The sequence below is a fragment of the Streptomyces sp. NPDC003697 genome (assembly GCF_053587115.1).
The window spans coordinates 1-21,632 of record NZ_JBSFNN010000088.1 but is presented as its reverse complement, the minus strand read 5'-3'; the positions used below and the strand labels follow the sequence as shown (position 1 = coordinate 21,632).

Sequence of the window (21,632 nt, the reverse complement as noted above, 5' to 3'; positions counted from 1 at the left end):
CCCGTCATGCCCGCCCCCGGACGGACCGCCGCGAGACGTGCCGGGCGTCCAGCCCGGACAGGCCGCGCACGGCGACGTACGCCTTCTCGCGTCCGGGCAGCGACACGCGGCCCCGCAGCACGGCCTCGGGCTCGCGCTCGATGCGGTCCAGCAGGCGGCGGTAGATGCCGGCCATGGCGGCGACACAGGCGCCGCTGCGCCGGTCCAGCATGGGCAGCAGCCGGTAGCCCTTGGCGAACAGCGCGCGGGCCCGCCGGACCTCGTGGTGGACCAGGCCGGGGAAGTCGGAGCCGTGCGGCGGGCGCGGGCCGTGGAAGCCGCCCGCGCAGCCGAACTTCGCGAGGTCGTCGGCGGGCAGGTAGGTGCGACCGCCCGCGGCGTCCTCGCGGACGTCGCGCAGGATGTTGGTCAGCTGCAGCGCGAGACCGAGCGTGTCGGCGTACTCGGGCGCCCGCTCGGCGCCGCGCGCGCCGGGCTCGGTGCCGAACACGCCGAGGGAGAGCCGCCCGATGGCCCCGGCCACGCAGCGGCAGTACACCTCCAGGTCGTCCCAGGTCTCGTACGTCTGTCCGCGCACGTCCATCAGGACGCCGTCGATCAGCTCGTCCAGACCGCCGAGGGGGATCGGGAAGGTCCGCGAGGCGTGGGTCAGCGCCACCGCGACGGGGTCGGTGTCGTCCTCCTCGACCGCGCCGGCGCGGACGCGGGCGAGCAGGGCCCGGGTGTCCTCCAGCCGGGCGGTCTTCACGTCGTCCGGCAGAGCCCCGTCACCGATGTCGTCCACGCGCCGGGAGAACGCGTACAGCGCCGACATCGCGCGCCGCTTCGGCGCGGGCAGCAGCCTGATGCCGTAGGCGAAGTTGCGGGCCTGCGTCCCGGTCACCGCCTCGCAGTAGCTGTAAGCGGCGAGTACCGGTGCGGACACGTGCGGTGCCGGCTCCACGGCCCGCATCACCCCTCTCCTCGCAGGGTCACGCCCACCTCGCGCAGCAACCGGACCCTGCCGGGCCTGGGCGGGCCGGGAAGCACGTCGTAATGGGCGGCGGCGACCGCGCCGATCGCCGCCCGTCCCCCCGCCACGAACCCCGCGAGCAACAGCTTCAGCCTGCCGTGGACGCTACCCACCAGGGGGGCGCCCTCATTCAGCAGTTCCCGGGCGCGTTCCAGTTCGTACGCGACCAGCGCGCGCACCGACGCGCCGGCGCTGGGGGCGGCCAGGTCGGCCTCCTGCACGTGGAAGCGCTTCATGTCGGCCGCGGGCAGGTAGACGCGGTCGCGGCCGAGGTCCTCCTTGACGTCCTGGACGTGCTCGACGATCTGCAGGGCGGTGCACACCGCGTCGGACCGGCGGATCCGTTCGGGCGTGGAGGTGCCGGTGACGGCGAGGACCAGACGGCCCACGGGGTTGGCGGACAGCGCGCAGTAGGCGAGCAGGTCGTCGTAGGTCTCGTAGCGCTGGACGGACTGGTCCTGGCGGTTGGCGGCGATCAGGCCGAGGAAGGGCTCGGGTGTCAGCGCGCGGCGGCGGACGGTGGGCTGGAGGCGGCGCAGCAGCGGATGGCGCGGGGTGGAGTCGAAGACGCGGCGCAGGTCGGCCTCGAAGGCGTCGAGGAGCACCAGGCGGTCACCGGCCTCCGCGGCCGGCACGCCGAGCAGGCGGGCGTCGGCGCCGCCGGGGGCCAGGTCTCCGTCACCGATGTCGTCGACCAGGCGGGCGAAGCCGTAGACGGCCATGAGGTCGGCGCGCCAGGCGGCGGGCAGGAAGAACGGTGCCACCGGGAAGTTCTCACCGGCGGCCTTGTCCAGGGTGGCGCGCGTGGCGTCGCGTGCCGTGTCGGTGCCCGTCACCGCGCGCTGCCCGGCCCGGGGACGGCGCGTGCTGCGTTGAGCTGGGGAGTTTCCGTAGCCATTGCCGTCACATCTCCCGTTCTACACTGCCGACCCAATACAGGCTGTTCCGGACACGCCGCCCGGCCGTCGCACGGCGGCCACGACGGAAGGTGTCGCGCATTATCTCCCCACTTGCCGCTTTCGAGGACCGCTACAGCTTACGTTGTACGGCGCGCCGCGCTCCGCCTGGGTGTTCGGCCCCACGCCACAACACGCCGATGGGCGTCAAGATTCCCTGAGATCAAGGGAGTTGACGCTTCCTTTGCAGAGGCGGGGCCCCGCCGGAGGATGTCCGGCGGGGCCCCGGGCCGCTGGGGTCACTTGCCCGTGAACGTGTCGTACTCCTTGAGCACCTCGTCGGTGGGGCCGTCCATCCGCAGCTCGCCGCGCTCCAGCCACAGCACCCGGTCGCAGGTGTCGCGGATCGACTTGTTGTTGTGGCTGACCAGGAAGACGGTGCCGGCCTCCTTGCGCAACTCCCGGATGCGCTCCTCCGACCGCTTCTGGAACTTGCGGTCGCCGGTGGCCAGGGCCTCGTCGATCATCAGCACGTCGTGGTCCTTGGCCGCGGCGATGGCGAACCGCAGGCGGGCGCCCATGCCGGAGGAGTAGGTGCGCATCGGCAGGCTGATGAAGTCGCCCTTCTCGTTGATCCCGGAGAAGTCGACGATCTCCTGGTAGCGCGCCTTGACCTCCTCGCGGGACATGCCCATCGCGAGACCGCCCAGGATGACGTTGCGTTCGCCGGTCAGGTCGTTCATCAGGGCCGCGTTCACCCCGAGGAGCGACGGCTGGCCGTTGGTGTAGACCCGGCCCCGCTCCGGGGGAAGCAGGCCGGCGATGGCCCGCAGCAGGGTGGACTTGCCGGAGCCGTTGGAGCCGATCAGGCCGATCGCCTCACCCTTGTGGGCGACGAAGGAGACGCCCCGCACGGCGTGCACCTTGCGCACGCCCCGCTCCTCGTCGCCCGAGCGCCGCCTGAGGATGCGGCTGAGGGCGGCGGTGGCGCTGCCCCGGCCGGACTTGGCCCCGTTGACGCGGTAGACGATGTGCAGGTCGTCCGCGATGACGGTGGGGACGCGCCCGCCGTGCTCCCGTCCGTCCCCGTGCTGCTCAGCCACGGCCGTACCTCTCCTCCGCCTTCCAGAACCACACGAAGCCGCCGAACGCGAACAGCGCGGCCCAGCCGCCCGCGACCGCCCAGACGTGGGCAGGCAGGTTCTGGGAGCCGTAGCCGTCGATGAGCGCGAAGCGCATCAGATCCATGTAGACCGCCGCCGGGTTGTACTGCAGCACGTTGGCCACCCACCGGGGCTGGTCGGCGAGGAAGACCGGGATGGAGAACATCACGCCGGAGGCGTACATCCAGGTCCGCATCACGAACGGCATGAGCTGCGCCAGGTCCGGGGTCCGGGCGCCCGCCCGGGCCATCACCAGCGCCAGCCCCGTGTTGAACAGGAACTGCAGGGCCAGCACGGGCACGATCAGCAGCCAGGACAGGCCCGGGTAGCTGCCGAAGCCGACCGCGACCACCACCAGCACGATCATGGAGAACATCAGCTGCTGGAGCTGCTGCAGCGCGAAGGAGACGGGCAGCGAGGCACGGGGGAAGTGCAGGGCCCGCACCAGGCCGAGGTTGCCGGAGATGGCCCGCACCCCGGCCATCACCGAGTTCTGCGTGAAGGTGAAGACGAACACGCCCGTCACGAGGAACGGGATGTACGTGCCGTGGGACAGGCCCCTGTTCGCCTTCAGGATCAGCCCGAAGATGAAGTAGTAGACGGCCGCGTTGAGCATCGGGGTCGCCACCTGCCAGAGCTGGCCGAGCTTGGCCTGGCTGTACTGGGCGGTCAGCTTCGCCTGGGAGAAGGCGAGGATGAAGTGACGGCGGCTCCAGAGCCGGCGGACGTACTCGCCGAGCGGGGGCCGGGCACCGCTGACGGACAGCCCGTACCGGGCGGCCAGCTGGGCCGCCGTGAGGCCCTCGTCGGACGCCGCGGCCCGGCCGACCGCGACGCCGCCGTCCTGCGTTGTCTCACTCACTGGGGGACACTTTCGTCTTCGGGTGCGCAGCCTGGGCGGGCGGGGCGTGAGCACCGGGCCGGTGCACCGCCCGGGTGCCGCCAGGCAACGAGCTTCTCAGATGACGGGGGGCCGGCCCAGTCGGGTCAGCCGCCACACGGTCCGCCACCGCATGGGCCGGCGCGGCCCGCACGGCGTGGCCCAGCCTTCCCGGAACCCGCCGAGCCAGGCCTTCAGGGCCGGGCCCGAGGGACGGCGCAGCAGGGTCAGCGCCATCCACACCCCGAGGTAGGCCGGCACCAGCGGCGCGGGCAGGTTGCGGCGGGCGAGCCAGACGCGGTTGCGGGCGACCATGCGGTGGTACACCGCATGCCGCGAGGGCGCGGTCGTCGGGTGGTACAGCACCATGTCGGACCGGTAGTCGATCATCCAGCCCGCGTCGAGGGCCCGCCATGCCAGGTCGGTTTCCTCGTGCGCGTAGAAGAATGCGTCCGGCAGGGCGCCGACTTCGGCGAAGACCCGGGTCCGCACGGCGTTGGCGCCGCCGAGAAAGGTGGTGACCCGGGAGGAGCGCATCGGGTCGGAGGCACGCAGCCGCGGCACGTGGCGCCGCTGGGTGACCCCGGTGTCCGGGTCGGCGATGCGGAAGCTGATGATGCCGAGTCTCGGGTCCTCGGCGAAGGCCCGGCGGCACAGCTCGGCGGTGTCGTGCCGGGCGAGGAGGCCGTCGTCGTCGAGGAAGAGCAGGATGTCGACGTCGCGACCGGACGGGCCGAAGGCCTCGATGCCGACGTTGCGCCCGCCGGGGATACCCAGGTTCTCGGGCAGCTCGACGGTGCGCACGCCCGCGGGCACCTCGGGCACCGGGGAGCCGTTGCCGACGACGACGACCTCGACCGGGTCGCCTTCCTGCCGGGCGACCGAGTCGAGCAGGGCGCGGAGCTCGTCGGGGCGGTTGCCCATGGTGATGACCACCGCGCCGACCTTGAGCGGGGACGCCACGGCGCTCACCGCAGCCGGCTGGAGGCGAGGATGGACACCAGGTGCAGCACCGTCTGCAGGACGGCGACGCCGGCGAGCACGGCGGTGCCGAGCCGGGTGAAGAACAGGCCGCCCTGGACCGCGTCCAGCACCGCGAGGACCAGGATCAGCAGGGACGCCTCGATGCCGAGGATCAGCCGGTGGAACTTCAGCGCCGCGGCGGCCCTGCGGGCCAGTGCCATGCCGGAGGAGCGCGGCTCGGACGCGGTCTCCTTGACCGGCGGCAGTCCGCCCTGGTGCCGGGCGACACCGACGAGGTCGGTCTCGGCCTTGATCAGGATCGCGCCGAGGGCGGCCAGGGTGCCGAGGAAGGCCCACAGCCAGTCGATCCGCCCGGTGCCCCACAGGTCGGCGGCGCGCAGCCCCAGGCCGACCAGGACCGCGGCGTCGGTCAGGTAGGCGCCGACCCGGTCCAGGTAGACGCCGCCGAGCGAGAACTGCTGCCTCCAGCGCGCTATCTCGCCGTCGACGCAGTCCAGCAGCAGGTACAGCTGCACCATCACCACGCCGAGCACGGCGCCCGCGATCCCGGGCACCAGCAGGGCCGGGAGCGCCAGGACGCCGCAGACGGTCATCAGGTACGTGAGCTGGTTGGGCGTGATCCTGGTGTTGACCAGGTAGCGGTCCACCCGGAGGGAGACCTCGCGCATGTAGAGGCGTCCCCCCCAGTGCTCACCGCTGCGCCGGTCCTTGACCCCCGCGGGGTGCACGACCGGACGTAGTTCAGCTACCGATGGCCTTGACATAGTCGGCGTAGATGTCCTTGATCTGTGGGGTCTTGAGGTCGAGGTGTTCGAGGATCGTGTAGCGGCCGGGCCGGGTCTCCGGCGCGAACTCCACGACCCGGACGAATTCGTCCGTGGTGAAGCCGATGTCCTCCGGCAGCACCGGCAGCCCGTGGCGGCGCAGCACCTCGGCCATGTAGGCCGACTGCTCGTGCGCGCCGCGCAGGTACATCGCGAAGGCCGCGCCCAGTCCGCACTGCTCGCCGTGGCTGGCGGCCCGTTTGGGGAACAGCAGGTCGAAGGCGTGGTTGATCTCGTGGCACGCCCCGGAGGACGGCCGCGAGTCGCCGGACACCGACATCGCGATGCCGCTGAGGACCAGCGCCTCGGCCAGCACCTGCAGGAAGGCGTTGTCGCCGATGCCGCCCGGGTGGCGCAGCACCGCCTCGCCCGCCTGCCGGGCCATGGCGGCGGCCAGGCCGTCGACCTTCTCGCCGTTGACGCGGTGGGACAGCTCCCAGTCGGCCACGGCGGAGATGTTGGACACGGCGTCGCCGATGCCCGAGCGCACGAACCGGGCGGGCGCGTCGCGGACGACGTCGAGGTCGATCACGACCGCGATCGGGTTCGGCACGCCGTAGGAGCCGCGGCCGGCGTCGTTGTCGAGCGTGGCGACCGGGGAGCACAGACCGTCGTGGGCGAGGTTCGTGGGCACGGCGACCAGTGGCAGGCCGACGCGCGCCGCGGCGAACTTGGCGCAGTCGATGATCTTGCCGCCGCCCAGGCCGACGACCGCGTCGTAGTGCCCGGCCTTCATCTCGCCGGCCAGCCGGATCGCGTCGTCGAGGGTGCCGCCGCCGACCTCGTACCAGGTGGCGCCGGGCAGCGAGGGGGCGATCCGCTCACGCAGGCGCGCGCCGGAGCCTCCGCTGACCGCGACGGCGAGCCGGCCGGAGTGGGAGACGCGCTCGTCGGCGAGCACGCACGCCAGGTCGTCGAGGGCACCCGGGCGGATGTCCACGACGACCGGCGAGGGGATGAGCCGGGTCAGTAGCGGCACGCGATCTCCCGTCCCCGGGCGAGATCGTCGTGGTTGTCGATCTCCACCCACGCGACGTCGCCGATCGGCGCGACGTCGATGCGGAAGCCGCGGTTGACCAGTTCCTGGTAGCCGTGCTCGTAGAACTGCTGCGGGTCGGTCTCCCAGACGGTCTTCAGCGCGTCGGCGAGTTCCGGGGCCGCGTCGCCCTCGATGAGGGTGACGCCGATGTACTCGCCGGTGGCCTCGGCGGGGTCCATCAGCTTGGTGATCCGCTGCATGCCCCGGCCGGGGTCGGCGACGACCTTCATCTCCTCGTCGGCCAGGGACTTCACGGTGTCCAGGGCGAGGATGATCCTCTTGCCGTCGCCGCGGGCGGCGAGCAGCGTCTTCTCCACGGAGACCGGGTGGACGGTGTCGCCGTTGGCGAGGATCACGCCGTCCTTGAGGGCGTCACGGCCGCACCACAGCGAGTAGGCGTTGTTCCACTCCTCGGCCTTGTCGTTGTCGATCAGGGTGAGCTTGAGGCCGTACTTGCGCTCCAGGGCCGCCTTGCGCTCGTAGACGGCCTCCTTGCGGTAGCCCACGATGACCGCGGCCTCTGTGAGGCCGATCTCGGCGAAGTTGCCGAGGGTGAGGTCCAGAACCGTCGGTTCGCCCTCTATGCCCGCGGGCCCCACCGGCACCAGCGCCTTGGGCAGGGTGTCGGTGTAGGGGCGCAGACGCCGTCCGGCGCCGGCCGCCAGCACGAGGCCGATCATGCGGGTTCTCCTTCGTCGTGTACGGCGGGCGCGCCTCCGAGGTGGGAGGCCACCCAGAAGCGGATGCTCTCGGCGAGCACCAGCAGGGCGACGGCCACCGCGAGGACCGTGAGCGCGACCTTGAACTGCGCGGCGGTGAGCAGCGCGGCCAGGACGGCGACGAGCAGCGTGCGCCCCTCCTGCCCGCCGATGGCGCGCACCAGCCAGGCCGGGGGCGCTCCGGCGTCGCCGCGGATGCGGTAGACCGTGTCGTAGTGATGGTAGGCGACCGCGGCCACCAGCCCGAACGCCGCGGGAAGGGCTCCGCCCACCCCCGCTTTGGCGGCCAGGGCCAGGACGGTTCCGTACTCCGCGGCGCGGAAGAACGGGGGGACCAGCCAGTCCAGGGCGCCCTTGAGGGGGCGAGCGACGGCGAGAGCGGAGGCGGCGGCGTACACGACGGCGCCGAGGACCGGCCAGGGCCCGCCGAAGCCGGTCAGCGCCGCGGTGGCGACGACGGCGAGGCCGCCGAGGAGGGCGACGGCCGGCGCGGCGCCACCGGGCAGCCGGCGCGCGAGCCCGCCCGCGGCGCCGGCGAGGCCCTCGGCCAGTGGTCCGCTGTCGGCGAGGTCGGCCAGCGCCCGCGCCGCCCGGTCGGTGCGCTGCGTCCTGCGGGCCAGCGAGCGCAGCACACGGCCGGCCGTGGTGTACGCGGCCGCGAAGGCGCAGCCGATCAGCAGCGCGTAGAAGGTGATGCGGGGGGTGGCGACCGCGGTGAGGACGGCGATCATCGCCCACCGTTCGCCGATGGGCAGGACGATCATCCGACGCGCCCAGACCGTCCAGCCGACGCTGTCGAGCCGGTCCGACAGCGCGGCGGTGGGGCCGGCGGCGCCGGTGTCGCCGGCGTTCGCCTCGTTGAAGGAGAAGTCGACCACGTGCCGGCAGGCCTGCAGGACCATCGCGCCCAGGGCGAGGGCCCAGACGTCGTCGCCGCCGCGGGCCGCGCCGAGGGCGAGTCCGGCGTAGTAGGCGTACTCCTTGGCCCGGTCGAAGGTGGCGTCCAGCCAGGCGCCGAGGGTGGAGTACTGCAGCGAGTAGCGGGCCAGCTGACCGTCGGTGCAGTCCAGGACGAACGAGGCGATGAGCAGCACGCCGGCGGCGACGAAGCCGACGCGGGTGCCGGTCGCCGCGCAGCCGGCCGCTATCAGGGCGGTGAGGAGGGACGCCGTGGTGACCTGGTTCGGGGTCAGGCCGCGGCGGGCGCACCAGCGGGCGATGTAGCGCGAGTAGGGGCTGATGAAGAAGGTGGTGAAGAAGCCGTCGCGGGCCTTGACGGCCGACTTCAGACGCACGGCCTCGTCGTCGACGGCGGCGACGGCCTGCCGGGCCTCGTTGCGGGCCTGCGGGTCGGCGGGGACGGCGGCGACCAGGCTGCCCAGTTCGGGACGGTGGACGTCGGCGCCGTCGGCGTCCAGGGCGGCGGCGACGCGGTCGGCGAGGCTCTCGACGGCGGTGAGGGCGTCGCCCTGCTTGAGCGCGGTCGGCAGACCGGTGGCCGTGCCGCCGCCGGCCGAGCTGTCGCGGGCCATCGCCCGGGCCAGGGCCTGCCTGCCGGCCGGCTGGGCGGTCACGGCTCCGGGCACCGCGGCGAGCAGGAAGCGGGGGTCGGTCAGGCCGAGGCGCAGGGCGTGCAGGTGGCCGACGAACCGGGCGTCGACGACGGCGACCCGCTGGCCGGCCGGGACGGCGGCCAGGAGGGCCTCGGCGTCACCGGCGTCGGCGGCGGCCCGCACGTCGAAGCCGAGGGACCGCAGATCGCCCTCGATCGACGATCCGGGGACCGGCTGACCGGTGAGGATGGCGGTCGGCAACCGAACTCACTCCCTGGGTGCCGACGCTGACGCGCCGGTCATGTACATGGTGGGGGTGCCGCATGCCTGTGGCACCCGGGCGGCATGTCGGCAGAGGCTATCGGATGCCGGGAAGCCCGCGTTCACCGCCCGTTCACGGGCTGATCGACACGGTCTGCTGCGGCTGCCGCCGCGGATCATCATCGGTGATCCGGCCGCCTCGCAACAAACTCCGCCGCACACCGGGCATTCCCGGCGACCGCATCCGCCGACAACAACGTGAGGCGGGTGGGTTGCGTGGCCGGCGTCCGCGAGGGCGCCACCCGTGCCCGTGCCGCCCCAGCGGCACGACTGCCCGCGGGAGGGCCTCCCACCGTGCTCCGTGGCAGGGGACGACATCCGCGGGCCCGCCCCCCGCGCACAAGGCACCCCGGGCGGGCGGCCACGCGCTCAGGAGCGCGCGTGGCCGCCCGGTCGCGTCGCGTGCGGCGCGCGCAGGGGCCCCCGGTCGCGTCGTGCGCGCCGCGCGCTGGGTGCGCGGTGGCCCGCCGTGACCCGGCGCCGCCGCGCCCGCACGGCGCGGTGACCGCCGAGGCCCCCGCCGCGGCATAGGGTGGCGGGCATGACATGGCTGATCACTGGCGGAGCCGGATACATCGGGGCGCATGTGGCGCACGTCATGGCCGGGGCCGGCGAGCGCGCCGTCGTGCTCGACGACCTGTCGGCCGGGCGCGCGGCGCGCCTGCCGGAGGGCGTACCGCTGATCCAGGGCTCGTCACTGGACGCGGACCTGCTCAAGCGGGTGCTCGCCGAACACGCGGTGACCGGCGTCGTGCATCTGGCCGCGCGCAAGCAGGTCGCCGAGTCGGTCGCGCAGCCGACCCGGTACTACCAGGAGAACCTGGGCGGCCTCGCCACCCTCCTCGACGCCGTCGCCGAGGCCGGCGTCGGGCGCTTCGTGTTCTCCTCGTCGGCCGCCGTCTACGGCAACCCGGACGTGGACCTCATCACGGAGGACACGCCCTGCGCCCCGGTGAACCCCTACGGCGAGACCAAGCTCGCCGGGGAGTGGCTGGTGCGGGCGGCCGGCCGTGCGCACGGCATCGCCACCGCCTGCCTGCGGTACTTCAACGTCGCCGGCGCCTCCGCCCCCGAACTCGCCGACACCGGGGTGTTCAACATCGTCCCGATGGTCTTCGACCGGCTCGCCCGCGGCGAGGCGCCCCGCGTCTTCGGCGACGACTACCCCACGCCGGACGGCACCTGCGTACGCGACTACATCCATGTCGCCGACCTCGCCGAGGCCCACCTGGCCGCCGTGCGGCGGCTGAGCGGCTCCGGCGCGGCCGGTGACCTCACCCTGAACATCGGCCGCGGCGAGGGCGTCTCGGTGCGCGAGCTGATCTCGGTCATCGGCGAGGTGACCGGCGACCGGCGGCCCCCGGTGGTCGAGGCGCGCCGCCCCGGGGACGCGCCGCGCGCGGTCGCCTCGGCGGAGCGGGCGGCGGCGGAGCTGGGGTGGCGGGCCCGGCGCGGGGTGCCCGAGATGGTGTCCTCCGCCTGGCGGGGCTGGCAGCTGCACCGCGGCGCCTGACCGTGCGCATGCCCTGACCTGCGGGCGGGCACCTGCCGGGACGCTCGTTCTTTCCGCAGGTCAGGGCAGATGACAACGGTGTTCAGTGCCGCGTTGCCGCAGCCGTGCCGCCCGTAGTTGACTGTGGTTCCGGAGGCACACAGGAGGGTCACATCGCATGGGCGCCGGTCACGACCACGGGCACGCGCACGGCGCGGCCGTCATCAGGACGGCCGCCGCCGCCCACCGCGGCCCCCTGCGCGTCGCGCTCTCGATCACACTCACCGTGATGGTGGTGGAGGTCGTCGGCGGCATGCTGGCGGACTCCCTCGCGCTCGTCGCGGACGCCGCGCACATGGCGACCGACGCTCTCGGTCTCGGCATGGCGCTGCTCGCCATCCATTTCGCGAACCGGCCGCCGAGCCGGCACCGCACCTTCGGCTACGCGCGTGCCGAGATCCTCGCCGCGCTGGGCAACTGTCTGCTCCTGCTGGGCGCCGGCGGCTACGTGCTGGTCGAGGCGGTTCGGCGGTTCCTCACCCCGGCCGGGACCGAGGGCGGCCTGATGATCGTGTTCGGCGCGATCGGCCTGATCGCGAACTCGGTCTCCCTGCTGCTGCTGATGCGCGGCCAGAAGGAGAGCCTGAACGTGCGCGGCGCCTTCGTCGAGGTGGCCGCGGACGCGCTCGGCTCGCTGGCCGTGCTGATCTCGGCGACGGTGATCCTGCTCACCGGCTGGCAGGCCGCCGACCCGATCGCCTCCCTCGCCATCGGCCTGATGATCGTGCCCCGTACGGTCAGGCTGCTGCGCGAGACGCTGGACGTCCTGCTGGAGGCGGCCCCGAAGGACATCGACATGGCGGACCTACGGGCCCACATCCTGGGGCTGGACGGCGTCGAGGACGTCCACGACCTGCACGCGTGGACGATCACCTCCGGTCTGCCGGTGCTGTCGGCGCACGTGGTGGTCAGTTCCGAGGCCCTGAACGCGATCGGTCACGAGAAGATGCTGCACGAGCTGCAGCACTGCCTCGGCGACCACTTCGACGTGGAACACTGCACCTTCCAGCTGGAGCCGGGCGGCCACGCGGAGCACGAGGCCGGCCTGTGCCACTGAGCGCCCCGCACGCGTCCCCGCGTCCGGCGCAGGACATGCGGGAGTGCCGGGAAGTGCCGGGAGTGCCGGATTCGTACGGCAGACTTGGGACTCGAGGACCGATGCGAAGGATGGGTATGCCGATCACACCTGCCACCGCGACGCACAGCTCGTCGAACGGCACCGTTGACACGATCATGCTGGAACTGGTCGACGAGAACGGTGTGACGGTCGGCACCGCGGAGAAGCTCGCCGCCCACCAGCCACCGGGACAGCTGCACCGCGCCTTCTCCGTGTTCCTCTTCGACGAGCGCGGCCGGCTGCTGCTGCAGCAGCGGGCGCTGGGCAAGTACCACTCCCCCGGCGTGTGGTCCAACACCTGCTGCGGTCACCCCTACCCCGGTGAGTCGCCGTTCGCGGCGGCGGCCCGGCGGACGTACGAGGAGCTGGGGGTCTCCCCGTCGCTGCTCGCCGAGGCGGGCAGGGTCCGCTACAACCACCCGGACCCCGAGTCGGGCCTGGTGGAGCAGGAGTACAACCACCTCTTCGTCGGCCTGGTCCAGTCCCCGCTGCGGCCCGACGCCGACGAGGTCGGGGACACGGCGTTCGTGACCGCCGCCGAGCTGGCCGAGCGGCACGCCCGGGACACCTTCTCGACCTGGTTCCTCACCGTGCTGGACGCCGCCCGTCCGGCGGTCAGGGAACTGACGGGGCCGTCCGCCGGCTGGTGAGCCCGGGCCCCGGCCTGCCCGGCGGGCGGTGCTACGGGGCCTAACCGAGGGGCAGGGCGGCCCAGATGACCTTGCCGCCGCTCGTCGTGTGCTCGACGTCGCACACCCCGCCCGCCTCCCCGGCGATCTCCCGCACCAGGAGCAGTCCCCGCCCCCCGGTCCGGGCGTGGTCGGCCTCCAGGGCGGTGGGGCGGTAGGGGTGGTTGTCCTCGACGGCCACCCGCACCCACTCGGCGCCGACGGCGACCTCCACGGCGAGCATCGGCGACAGCAGCGCCGCGTGCCGTACGGCGTTCGTGACCAGCTCGGAGACGATCAGCAGCAGGCCGTGCACCAGGTCGTCGGACGCCGGCACCCCCTGCCGCCGCAGCAGGTCCCGCACGGCGTGCCGGGCCTGCGGGACCGAGGCGTCGACGGCGGGTGCGGTGAACCGCCAGACTCCCTCGTAGGGGGCCGGACCGGGCGTCCGGTCGTGTCGTAGTGCCCCCGCGCCGCGCTCTGGGCGCGGGTCGTCCCCGCGCCCGTGGTCTTCCATCGTCCGGTCGCCACCCTCGCGCTCGATTGTCACCACACGTCGAGTGTTGGTAACGCGGTCCTGCCCGCCCGGTCACTGAACACAAGTCAGCTGGTTTAGAGCGCTTTGTGACCGGCTGCGTATGACGCCGGCACGGGAAGGACCGCTCCTGTCCCGCCCGGGCCGTGTTCGGGAACTCATCGGGTGATACGGGTTCCCGAAGGGGCGCCGGCGCCACGAGGGGGGAGCCGCGCCGGGCGCCCTCGGGCGTCCGGCGATCCCGTCCGGCCCTCCGCGCCCGGCCGCGACGCGAATGACCGGACTGCTGTTCCGTTCGGGGTTCTCAGGCGGTCCGGTCGGCGACCATGCCCACGATGCGCCGGCCGCCGGTGCCGGTGGCGATCAGACCGAGCCCGTCGAACAGCAGCGCGAGGGAGATGAAGCAGCCGATGACGTACTGGCTGCTGCTCGGCCAGCTCATCAGGACCAGGATCCCCAGCAGCAGGTCGAAGGCGCCCAGCAGCAGCGTCCAGCCGAACTGGGGGCCGCGCACGACCAGCGACCCCACCAGCCGGAACAGCCCGGCGGTGAGGAAGAGCAGGGCGGCGAACATGGTCAGCGCCTCGGCCGCCGCGTGGGGTCTGCTGATGACCACCACGCCCGCGGCGAGGTTCAGGGCCGCGACGATGACGCCCAGCCAGAGAAAGTTCGAGCCCCGCGCCTGCACCGCGTGCAGCAGCCCCACCAGCCCGCCGACCAGCAGCAGCCAGCCGAACAGCAGCATCGAGGTCAGGGTGACGGCGGCGGCGTAGACCAGACCGACGACCCCGGCGAGCACCAGGACCACGCCGAGCACGGCCAGCCAGCCGAAGCTGCGCCGCATCTGCGCCGTCTCGCTCCGGTTCCGGCGCTTGGTGAACCTGGCCATCAGCGCCTCCTCATGACCGTCCGCTTCGCCACTGTTCTTGTTCTGACTCCCCTTTTGCCACCGTGTCGTAACTCTCCCCCGCACCTTCTTGATCAAACGATCGGCCGGGCGGATAGCATCCGTCGCATGGAGCCGCAGCTGCTGCACGACGTCACCGACTCGGTCGCCACCGTCGTCGTCCACCATCCGGCCAAGCGCAACGCGATGACGGCCGGCATGTGGGGGGCGCTGCCGCCGCTGCTGGAGTCCCTGGCCGCCGATCCCGGCGTACGGGCGCTGGTGCTCACCGGGGAGGGTGGCACGTTCTGCGCCGGGGCCGACATCTCGACGCTCCAGGGCTCGCCCGGCGAGGCGCAGCGCCTCGCGGTGCTGGCCGAGGAGGCGCTGGCCGCGTTCCCCAAGCCGACCCTGGCGGCGGTGCGCGGGCACTGCGTGGGCGGCGGCGCACAGCTCGCCGCGGCCTGCGATCTGCGGTTCGCCGAGGCCGGCGCGCTGTTCGGGGTGACACCGGCGAAGCTCGGGATCGTCTATCCGGCTTCCTCCACCCGGCGGCTGGTGTCCCTGGTGGGTCCGGCCACCGCCAAGTACCTCCTGTTCTCCGGCGAGTTGATCGGCGCCGAGCGGGCACTCACCGCCGGCCTGGTCGACGAGGTGCTGCCCGAGGGCCGGTTCGACGAGCGGGTCGCTCAGTTCACGCGCGTCCTGGTCTCCCGTTCGCAGCTGACGCAGGCCGCGGCGAAGGAGTTCGTGGACGGCCGCACGGACCGGGACGCCCACTGGGCGGAGCAGGCGTGCGGCAGCGCGGACACCGCGGAGGGCGTCGCCGCCTTCCTGGAGCGCAGGCAGCCGCACTTCACGTGGACGGCGCCGGCTGCGCGGTGTGCGACATCCCGTGGGTCGCTCTGAGCCTCGCTGAGTCCCCGGCCTCGCGGCCAGGAGGTGCGAGGCACGGAAACCTCTCCCTTGAGGCCGTGGGCCTCCTGGTTCGTTTCCGGAGTTCACGGCGTACTACGCGCGCCTCCTCGACCGCCCCGACGACGTCGAGCTTCGCCGCCGGCTGGCGACTCGGCTGGAGAGCGTGAACGACCCACGCAGAGAGCGATGCCTCCGGCTGCTCGCAGTGGTCAACGGCTGGCCGGCCCCGGAGAGCCTGGCTCCGGTGTTCGATTGGTCCGTCCGGGCTCTGCGCGTTCGGACACAGCAATGACGGGGCGGTCGCAAGGCTGCATGGGGCGGACGCGGCTGGCGTCGGGTGAAAACGCCGCCGCATACGATCGGTTGATAAGTACCCAGGTCGTACTTCAGGTGGCCGCGCCGCCGGTCTCTCCCGCTCTCGGCAAGATTCTGGCAATCGTGCGGGAGGCGGACGGTCGGGTGCAGGTCAGGGCGGTTGGCGAGCGGCTGGGCCTGGACGCGTCGGTGCGCGGCAGGCTGGAGCCGCTGCGGGCGAAGATGACCGAGCTCGCCGACCGCGGCTGGCTGCACAAGCGCCCTGACGGGCGGTTCACCGCCCGTCCACAGCCGGGCGGGGCCGGGTGCCTGCAATCGTCATCCGACAAGACGCGCCCGATTCCCAGCCTTGACGTATTCCGATATAGGAATATGATCGCTGCCATGGCACGAGCAGCGACGACGTCGGACGCGTTCAACGCGATCGCCGAGCCGCAGCGCCGGGACATTCTGGCGCTGCTGCGGGCGGGTGAGCGGCCGGTGACCGACCTGGCCGAGGAGCTGGGGATGAGCCAGCCGCGGGCGTCCAAGCACCTGCGGGTGCTCCGGGAGGTGGGGCTGGTCCGGGTCCGCGGGGCGGGCAAACAGCGCCTCTACGGCCTGGACGCCCGCGGGCTGCGGCCGGTCCACGAGTGGGTCGGCGGATTCGAGCGGTTCTGGAACGGGAGTTTCGACCGGCTGGACACCTACGTGCAGGACCTCAAGCAGACACGGCAGGAGGAATGACCGATGGCAGGGGCAAGGCAAGAAACGGGGGCGGAGCCGGCGACCGCCGACCGGGAGATCGTGATCTCCCGGGTCATTGATGCCCCGCGGGAGCTGGTGTTCGAGGCGTTCACCGAGGTGCGGCACCTGTCGCGGTGGTGGGGTCCGGAGGGGTTCACCACCACCACGCGGTCCTTCGAGTTCCGCGAGGGCGGGGAGTGGGACTTCGTGCTGCACGGGCCGGACGGGACCGACTACTCCGAATGGATCCGCTGGCTGCGGATCGCCCCGCCGGAGCGGATCGAGCTGCTGCACGGTGAGTCCCGCGACGACCCGAACGCCTTCGAGTCGGTTTTGACCTTCGCGCCGGACGGCGCGGCGACCCGGATCGTGATGCGCACGGTGTTCCCCACCAAGGAACTGCGCGACGAGGCGATCGAGAAGTACCACGCGATCGAGGGTGGCCGGCAGACCCTGAACAGCCTGGCGGCCTACGTCGCCGACCTCGTGCGGAAGGGGGCTGAGGGCTGATGGCCGGGAAGGTGTTCTTCAGCGTGTCGATGTCGCTGGACGGGTTCATCGCGCCCGGGTCCCTCGGGGACTTGATGGGGCGGCAGTGGATGGACCTGCAGCAGTGGATCTTCCCGCAGCGGTTCTTCCGGGAGAACCTGAAGCTGGGCGAGGGCGGCGAGGAGGGGCGCGACAACGACATCGTGCGGGAGACGTTCGAGCGCACCGGCGCGAGCGTCATGGGCAAGCGCATGTTCGACGCCGGCGAGCAGATGTGGCCGGAGGCGGCGCCGTTCCACACTCCGGTCTTCGTCGTGACGCACACCAAGCGTGACCCCTGGGAGCGGCCGGGCGGGACCACCTTCCACTTCGTCAACGACGGCATCGAGACGGCGCTCGACCAGGCCCGCCAGGCCGCCGGCGACCGCGACGTCCGTATCGCGGGCGGCGGCGCGACGATCCTGGAGTACGTGAACGCCGGCCTGATCGACGAGTTCTCGATCGCACTGACGCCCGTGCTGTTCGGCTCCGGAATCCGCCTGTTCGAGGGCGTGGACGCGTCCAGGGTCGCGCTCGAGCCGGTCCGTTCGGAGCCGTCGTCGCGGGTGACGCACCTGACCTACGCCGTGCACAGACGGTAGCCCCGCCACGTCCGCGACAGTCGCCGCCTTGGCCGGAACGGTGGTGACCATGCTGAACCAAGTAGCCGTCCTGTCCGACATCCACGCAGTCCTGCCCGCTCTGAAAGCCGTGCTGGCCGAGCCGGACGTGAGCGCCGCCGACCGCATCGCGCTGACCGGTGACACCACCGCCGGCCCGCCGCGGTCACTCACCCTGCCCGTGCACGGTCTGGGAAAGGTGTTCTTCTGCCACGCGACTCCCCGAAACGACGAAGAGGTTGTCCTGGTCGACTCACGCCTCGACCGCTGGGCGGAAGGTCCTCAAAAGCGTCGAGGACCTGGTAGAGGGTCAGGCCGGTGTGGGGACTGTACTGGCGGGCCACCCCGACCGACGTCTTGCCGCACTTGGGGAACGACACATCATCGATCACCCACACCCCGGGCATGACAACTTCGGACAGCCGCTCGGCGATCCGCTGTCTGACGGGCAGCGGATCCCACGGCGACTGGTTCACGAACTGCTGGAGGGCGGACCCGCCGGGTCCCGAAGTCCTCGAACACGATCCGCGCCGGTTGCCGACAGCCGGTTACGCGCGGGCGTTGGCACCCCGTACGACCGGGAGCCCCCGGACGGGGTAGACGGAGCAGCGATCTGGCCGTGAGATACCGCGAAGGTGGCGCTGATGCAGTTCGACGACGACGCCGGTCTGGACACCAGCGAGGTGCAGGACATCCGGGGCAGCCGCATTCCCGGTGGCGGGGCCACCATCGGCGGCGGCATCGTCGGCCTGGTGATCCTGGTGGTGGGGCTGGTGCTCGGGATCGGTCCCGGTCAGCTGGGGCTGTCCTCCGGCGGTGAGGATCCCGCACCGGCCGCGTCCTCCGCCGGCGAGGTCCAGCGGTCGTGCCGCACCGGCAGGGACGCCAACACCCGGGAGGACTGCCGCATCGTGGCGGTGGTCAACAGCGTGCAGGACTACTGGAGCGAGGAGTTCGGGCGCGGCCGGGGCGCCTACGCCGAGGCGCCGACGGTGTTCTTCAGCGGGCGCGTGGGGACGGCGTGCGGGACCGCGACCTCCGCCGTCGGTCCGTTCTACTGCCCCGGCGACCGCAAGGTCTACCTCGACCTGGACTTCTTCGGCGAGCTGCGCACGAAGTTCGGGGCGAGCGGCGGGCCCTTCGCGCAGGCCTATGTCGTGGCGCACGAGTACGGGCACCACGTCCAGGACCTCGCGGGGGCGCTGGGGAGGTCCCAGGACGGGCGGACCGGCGCCGGCAGCGCCTCGGTCCGGACGGAGCTGCAGGCCGACTGCTACGCGGGCGTGTGGGCGCAGCACGCCACCACGGCCCCGGACGAGTCCACGGGCAGGCCGCTGATCACGAGTCTCACGGACGCCGACATCCGGGACGGGCTGGACGCGGCGGCGGCCGTCGGCGACGACCGGATACAGGAGAGGTTCCAGGGCCGGGTGGACCCCGAGACCTGGACGCACGGCTCGGCCGAGCAGCGGCAGCAGTGGTTCGACCGGGGGTTCCGCACTGGTGACATGGCCCGGTGCGACACTTTCCACTGAGCCGCGGACCGCACGGCACTGCCCGCACGGCACCGGCCCGCACAGTGCGGGGCCGGAGAGCGCCGCAGAGCTGGGAGCAGGCGCGCGACGGGCGCGGGACACGTTCCACACCGCCAGAACCGGCCGGACGACCAAGGGGGTCGGCAGTGTTCCGTGCCATCGCCGGCTCACCGCGTCAGATGGGCGGAGCCGTCGCCACGGTGGTGACGCTCCCGCCCCGGGCCAGGGCGCGGCTCTTCGACGGGGCCTCGGCGCATGGCGGGGCCCGAACCGCGCGCGGCGGGGCGACACGCGGCGGCGGGGGCCCGTGGGCAGGGCTCCCGCCCCGCCGGTAGCCGCCCTGGTCCGCTTCTGTCGGTCCCGCCTGCCACAATTGCCGCGCAACCGGAAGTGAGAAGGCGGTACGGGATCGTGACGACACCCCTCGTAGGGTCCATCGAAAGCAGGATCGCCGAGGAACTCGGCGTACGGGAGCGGCAGGTCAAGGCCGCCGTGGAGCTGCTCGACGGCGGTTCGACGGTGCCCTTCATCGCCCGTTACCGCAAGGAAGCGACCGAGATGCTCGACGATGCGCAGCTGCGCACGATCGAGGAGCGGCTGCGCTATCTGCGGGAGTTGGAGGAGCGACGCACGGCGGTCCTGGAGTCGGTGCGCGAGCAGGGCAAGCTCACCGCGGAGCTGGAGGCGCAGATCCGCGGCGCCGAGACGAAGGCGCGCCTGGAGGACGTCTACCTGCCGTTCAAGCCGAAGCGGCGGACCAAGGCGCAGATCGCCCGCGAGGCGGGCCTGGAGCCGCTGGCCGAGGGTCTCCTCGCGGACCGGACGGTCCAGCCGCTCGCCGCGGCGGCCGCATTCGTCGACGCCGACAAGGGCGTCGCCGATCCGCAGGCGGCGCTCGACGGCGCCCGCGCGATCCTCACCGAGCGGTTCTCGGAGGACGCCGACCTGATCGGCGAGCTGCGTGAGCGCATGTGGGTGCGCGGGCGGCTGGCCGCGAGGGTGCGGGAGGGCAAGGAGGAGGCGGGCGCCAAGTTCGCCGACTACTTCGACTTCGCCGAGCCCTTCACCGAGCTGCCCTCGCACCGGATCCTCGCGATGCTGCGCGGTGAGAAGGAGGAGGTGCTCGACCTCGTCCTGGAGCCGGAGGAGCCCACGGACGGCCCGTCGTCGTACGAGGGGATCGTGGCGCACCGCTTCGGCATCGCCGACCGCGGCCGCGCCGCCGACAAGTGGCTGCTGGACACCGTCCGCTGGGCCTGGCGCACCCGCATCCTCGTCCACCTCGGCATCGACCTGCGGCTGCGGCTGCGCACGGCGGCCGAGGACGAGGCGGTCAACGTCTTCGCGGCGAACCTGCGGGACCTGCTGCTCGCGGCGCCGGCCGGCACCCGCGCGACGCTGGGCCTGGACCCCGGTTTCCGCACCGGCGTGAAGGTGGCCGTGGTGGACGCGACCGGCAAGGTCGTCGCCACGGACGTCGTGTACCCGCACGTCCCGGCCAACAAGTGGGACGAGGCGATCGCCAAGCTGGCACGCCTGGCCGGGGAGCACGCCGTCGAGCTGGTCGCCATCGGCAACGGCACGGCCTCCCGCGAGACCGACCGGCTCGCCGCCGAGCTCATCGCGAGGCACCCGGAGCTGCGGCTCACCAAGGTGATGGTGTCGGAGGCCGGCGCCTCGGTGTACTCCGCGTCCGCCTACGCCTCCCGGGAGCTGCCGGACATGGACGTGTCGCTGCGCGGCGCGGTCTCCATCGCGCGCCGGCTGCAGGACCCGCTGGCCGAGCTGGTGAAGATCGACCCCAAGTCGATCGGTGTCGGCCAGTACCAGCACGACCTGTCCGAGGTGAAGCTGTCCCGCTCACTGGACGCCGTGGTCGAGGACTGTGTGAACGGCGTCGGCGTGGACGTCAACACGGCCTCGGTGCCGCTGCTGTCCCGCGTCTCCGGCATCACCTCGTCGCTGGCCGAGAACATCGTGGCGCACCGGGACGCGAACGGGCCGTTCACCTCCCGGTCGGAGTTGAAGAAGGTGCCGCGGCTCGGCCCGAAGGCGTTCGAGCAGTGCGCGGGCTTCCTCCGGATCCGCGGCGGCGACGACCCGCTGGACGCCTCCAGCGTGCACCCCGAGGCCTACCCCGTCGTGCGACGCATGGTGAAGACCACCGGCGAGCAGGTGGCCTCCCTCGTCGGCAACACGCCGGTGCTGCGCTCGCTCAGGCCGGCCGACTTCGTGGACGACACCTTCGGTCTGCCCACGGTCACCGACATCCTCAGGGAGCTGGAGAAGCCGGGGCGCGACCCGCGGCCCGCCTTCCGGACGGCCACCTTCAAGGAAGGCGTCGAGAAGATCTCCGACCTGTCCGCCGGGATGGTGCTGGAGGGCGTCGTCACCAACGTCGCCGCGTTCGGCGCCTTCGTGGACGTCGGCGTCCACCAGGACGGCCTGGTGCACGTCTCGGCCATGTCGAAAACGTTCGTGAAGGACCCGCGCGACGTGGTCAAGCCCGGCGACATCGTCAAGGTGAAGGTGCTCGACGTCGACATCCCGCGCAAGCGGATCTCGCTCACCCTGCGCCTGGACGACGAGGCCGCCCCCCAGGCCGGGCAGGACGCCGGCGCCGAGCGGCGACGGCGCGGCGGGCGCCCGCCGCAGCAGCGCCAAGGCCGCGGCGGCGGTGGCGGTGGCGGCCGCGGCGACGGTGGCGGCGGCTCACGCCAGGCGCCCCCCGCCAACAGCGCCATGGCCGACGCGCTGCGCCGCGCGGGCGTCGTACTTCCGGTCGCAGATGAAGTTGTCGGTGGCGCCGGTGTCCTTCGGGGTCGCCGGGCGTGCGGCACA

20 protein-coding genes and 4 pseudogenes are annotated in these 21,632 nt (G+C 72.6%); 12 read left to right on the top strand and 12 right to left on the bottom strand.

Features of this window, described 5'->3' with window-relative positions:
• Positions 1 to 4: 4 nt before the first annotated feature.
• From hpnD to ACWDNY_RS26485, 9 genes are all read right to left on the bottom strand, one after another.
• A complete protein-coding gene (gene hpnD / locus ACWDNY_RS26525; protein ID WP_451648308.1) occupies positions 5 to 955 on the bottom strand; it encodes a presqualene diphosphate synthase HpnD in 951 nt (316 codons plus the stop codon).
• A complete protein-coding gene (gene hpnC / locus ACWDNY_RS26520; RefSeq protein WP_451648307.1) occupies positions 952 to 1,848 on the bottom strand; it encodes a squalene synthase HpnC in 897 nt (298 codons plus the stop codon). Before hpnC ends, hpnD begins: the two co-directional genes overlap by 4 nt.
• Positions 1,849 to 2,207: 359 nt before the next feature.
• Positions 2,208 to 3,011 (bottom strand): ABC transporter ATP-binding protein, encoded by an 804-nt coding sequence (locus tag ACWDNY_RS26515; RefSeq protein ID WP_451648306.1) that lies wholly within the window; start codon positions 3,009 to 3,011, stop codon positions 2,208 to 2,210.
• A complete protein-coding gene (locus ACWDNY_RS26510; protein WP_451648305.1) occupies positions 3,004 to 3,933 on the bottom strand; it encodes an ABC transporter permease in 930 nt (309 codons plus the stop codon). Before ACWDNY_RS26510 ends, ACWDNY_RS26515 begins: the two co-directional genes overlap by 8 nt.
• A gap of 96 nt (positions 3,934 to 4,029) precedes the next feature.
• Entirely contained in the window at positions 4,030 to 4,875 is an 846-nt protein-coding gene (locus ACWDNY_RS26505; protein WP_451648316.1) for a glycosyltransferase family 2 protein, read from the bottom strand.
• Positions 4,876 to 4,919: 44 nt separating this feature from the next.
• Complete coding sequence (locus tag ACWDNY_RS26500; protein ID WP_451648304.1) at positions 4,920 to 5,663, bottom strand: CDP-alcohol phosphatidyltransferase family protein; 744 nt, start codon at positions 5,661 to 5,663, stop codon at positions 4,920 to 4,922.
• Between the two features lie 13 nt (positions 5,664 to 5,676).
• Positions 5,677 to 6,738: an iron-containing alcohol dehydrogenase family protein gene (locus tag ACWDNY_RS26495; RefSeq protein ID WP_451648303.1), complete on the bottom strand. Its 1,062-nt coding sequence runs from the start codon at positions 6,736 to 6,738 to the stop codon at positions 5,677 to 5,679.
• Positions 6,726 to 7,478 carry a phosphocholine cytidylyltransferase family protein gene (locus ACWDNY_RS26490; protein ID WP_451648302.1) on the bottom strand — a complete coding sequence of 251 codons (753 nt, stop codon included), beginning with the start codon at positions 7,476 to 7,478 and terminating at the stop codon, positions 6,726 to 6,728. Before ACWDNY_RS26490 ends, ACWDNY_RS26495 begins: the two co-directional genes overlap by 13 nt.
• On the bottom strand, positions 7,475 to 9,331 hold the full coding sequence (locus ACWDNY_RS26485; RefSeq protein WP_451648301.1) for a DUF5941 domain-containing protein: 1,857 nt from the start codon (positions 9,329 to 9,331) through the stop codon (positions 7,475 to 7,477). Before ACWDNY_RS26485 ends, ACWDNY_RS26490 begins: the two co-directional genes overlap by 4 nt.
• Positions 9,332 to 9,932: 601 nt before the next feature.
• On the opposite strand from ACWDNY_RS26485, the gene galE reads away from it, so the two are divergent.
• From galE to idi, 3 genes are all read left to right on the top strand, one after another.
• Positions 9,933 to 10,904: a UDP-glucose 4-epimerase GalE gene (galE, locus tag ACWDNY_RS26480; protein ID WP_451648300.1), complete on the top strand. Its 972-nt coding sequence runs from the start codon at positions 9,933 to 9,935 to the stop codon at positions 10,902 to 10,904.
• Between the two features lie 157 nt (positions 10,905 to 11,061).
• Entirely contained in the window at positions 11,062 to 12,000 is a 939-nt protein-coding gene (locus ACWDNY_RS26475) for a cation diffusion facilitator family transporter (RefSeq protein ID WP_451648299.1), read from the top strand.
• A gap of 116 nt (positions 12,001 to 12,116) precedes the next feature.
• Positions 12,117 to 12,710: an isopentenyl-diphosphate Delta-isomerase gene (gene idi / locus ACWDNY_RS26470; RefSeq protein WP_451648298.1), complete on the top strand. Its 594-nt coding sequence runs from the start codon at positions 12,117 to 12,119 to the stop codon at positions 12,708 to 12,710.
• 40 nt (positions 12,711 to 12,750) lie between these two features.
• On the opposite strand, the gene ACWDNY_RS26465 is transcribed toward idi, so the two are convergent.
• Positions 12,751 to 13,245, bottom strand: coding sequence for an ATP-binding protein (locus ACWDNY_RS26465; RefSeq protein ID WP_451648315.1), 495 nt, complete (start codon positions 13,243 to 13,245; stop codon positions 12,751 to 12,753).
• Between the two features lie 322 nt (positions 13,246 to 13,567).
• Positions 13,568 to 14,152 (bottom strand): HdeD family acid-resistance protein, encoded by a 585-nt coding sequence (locus ACWDNY_RS26460; RefSeq protein WP_451648297.1) that lies wholly within the window; start codon positions 14,150 to 14,152, stop codon positions 13,568 to 13,570.
• A gap of 126 nt (positions 14,153 to 14,278) precedes the next feature.
• Here ACWDNY_RS26460 and ACWDNY_RS26455 point away from each other — a divergent pair, with 126 nt between their 5' ends.
• The 6 genes and pseudogenes from ACWDNY_RS26455 to ACWDNY_RS26430 all read left to right on the top strand — a co-directional run.
• On the top strand, positions 14,279 to 15,058 hold the full coding sequence (locus ACWDNY_RS26455) for an enoyl-CoA hydratase/isomerase family protein (RefSeq protein ID WP_451648296.1): 780 nt from the start codon (positions 14,279 to 14,281) through the stop codon (positions 15,056 to 15,058).
• Between the two features lie 88 nt (positions 15,059 to 15,146).
• A pseudogene (locus tag ACWDNY_RS26450) lies at positions 15,147 to 15,359 on the top strand (MerR family transcriptional regulator); the annotation flags it as partial.
• Positions 15,360 to 15,766: 407 nt separating this feature from the next.
• Positions 15,767 to 16,108 (top strand): ArsR/SmtB family transcription factor, encoded by a 342-nt coding sequence (locus ACWDNY_RS26445; protein ID WP_451648295.1) that lies wholly within the window; start codon positions 15,767 to 15,769, stop codon positions 16,106 to 16,108.
• Between the two features lie 3 nt (positions 16,109 to 16,111).
• A complete protein-coding gene (locus ACWDNY_RS26440; protein WP_451648294.1) occupies positions 16,112 to 16,618 on the top strand; it encodes an SRPBCC family protein in 507 nt (168 codons plus the stop codon).
• Positions 16,618 to 17,238 carry a dihydrofolate reductase family protein gene (locus tag ACWDNY_RS26435; RefSeq protein WP_451648293.1) on the top strand — a complete coding sequence of 207 codons (621 nt, stop codon included), beginning with the start codon at positions 16,618 to 16,620 and terminating at the stop codon, positions 17,236 to 17,238. The genes ACWDNY_RS26440 and ACWDNY_RS26435 overlap by 1 nt, the downstream gene beginning before the upstream one ends.
• 49 nt (positions 17,239 to 17,287) lie before the next feature.
• A pseudogene (locus ACWDNY_RS26430) lies at positions 17,288 to 17,533 on the top strand (metallophosphoesterase family protein); the annotation flags it as partial.
• 52 nt (positions 17,534 to 17,585) lie between these two features.
• Here the strand turns inward: ACWDNY_RS26430 and ACWDNY_RS26425 are convergent.
• Positions 17,586 to 17,747, bottom strand: a pseudogene (locus tag ACWDNY_RS26425) (transposase); the annotation flags it as partial.
• 153 nt (positions 17,748 to 17,900) lie between these two features.
• Between ACWDNY_RS26425 and ypfJ the strand changes: the two are divergent.
• The 3 genes and pseudogenes from ypfJ to ACWDNY_RS26410 form a co-directional block, all read left to right on the top strand.
• Positions 17,901 to 18,791 (top strand): KPN_02809 family neutral zinc metallopeptidase, encoded by an 891-nt coding sequence (ypfJ, locus tag ACWDNY_RS26420; protein WP_451648292.1) that lies wholly within the window; start codon positions 17,901 to 17,903, stop codon positions 18,789 to 18,791.
• A gap of 146 nt (positions 18,792 to 18,937) precedes the next feature.
• Positions 18,938 to 19,060 (top strand): annotated as a pseudogene (locus tag ACWDNY_RS26415) (LPFR motif small protein); the annotation flags it as partial.
• 142 nt (positions 19,061 to 19,202) lie between these two features.
• A partial coding sequence (locus ACWDNY_RS26410) for a Tex family protein (protein ID WP_451648291.1) occupies positions 19,203 to 21,632 on the top strand: 2,430 nt, incomplete at its 3' end.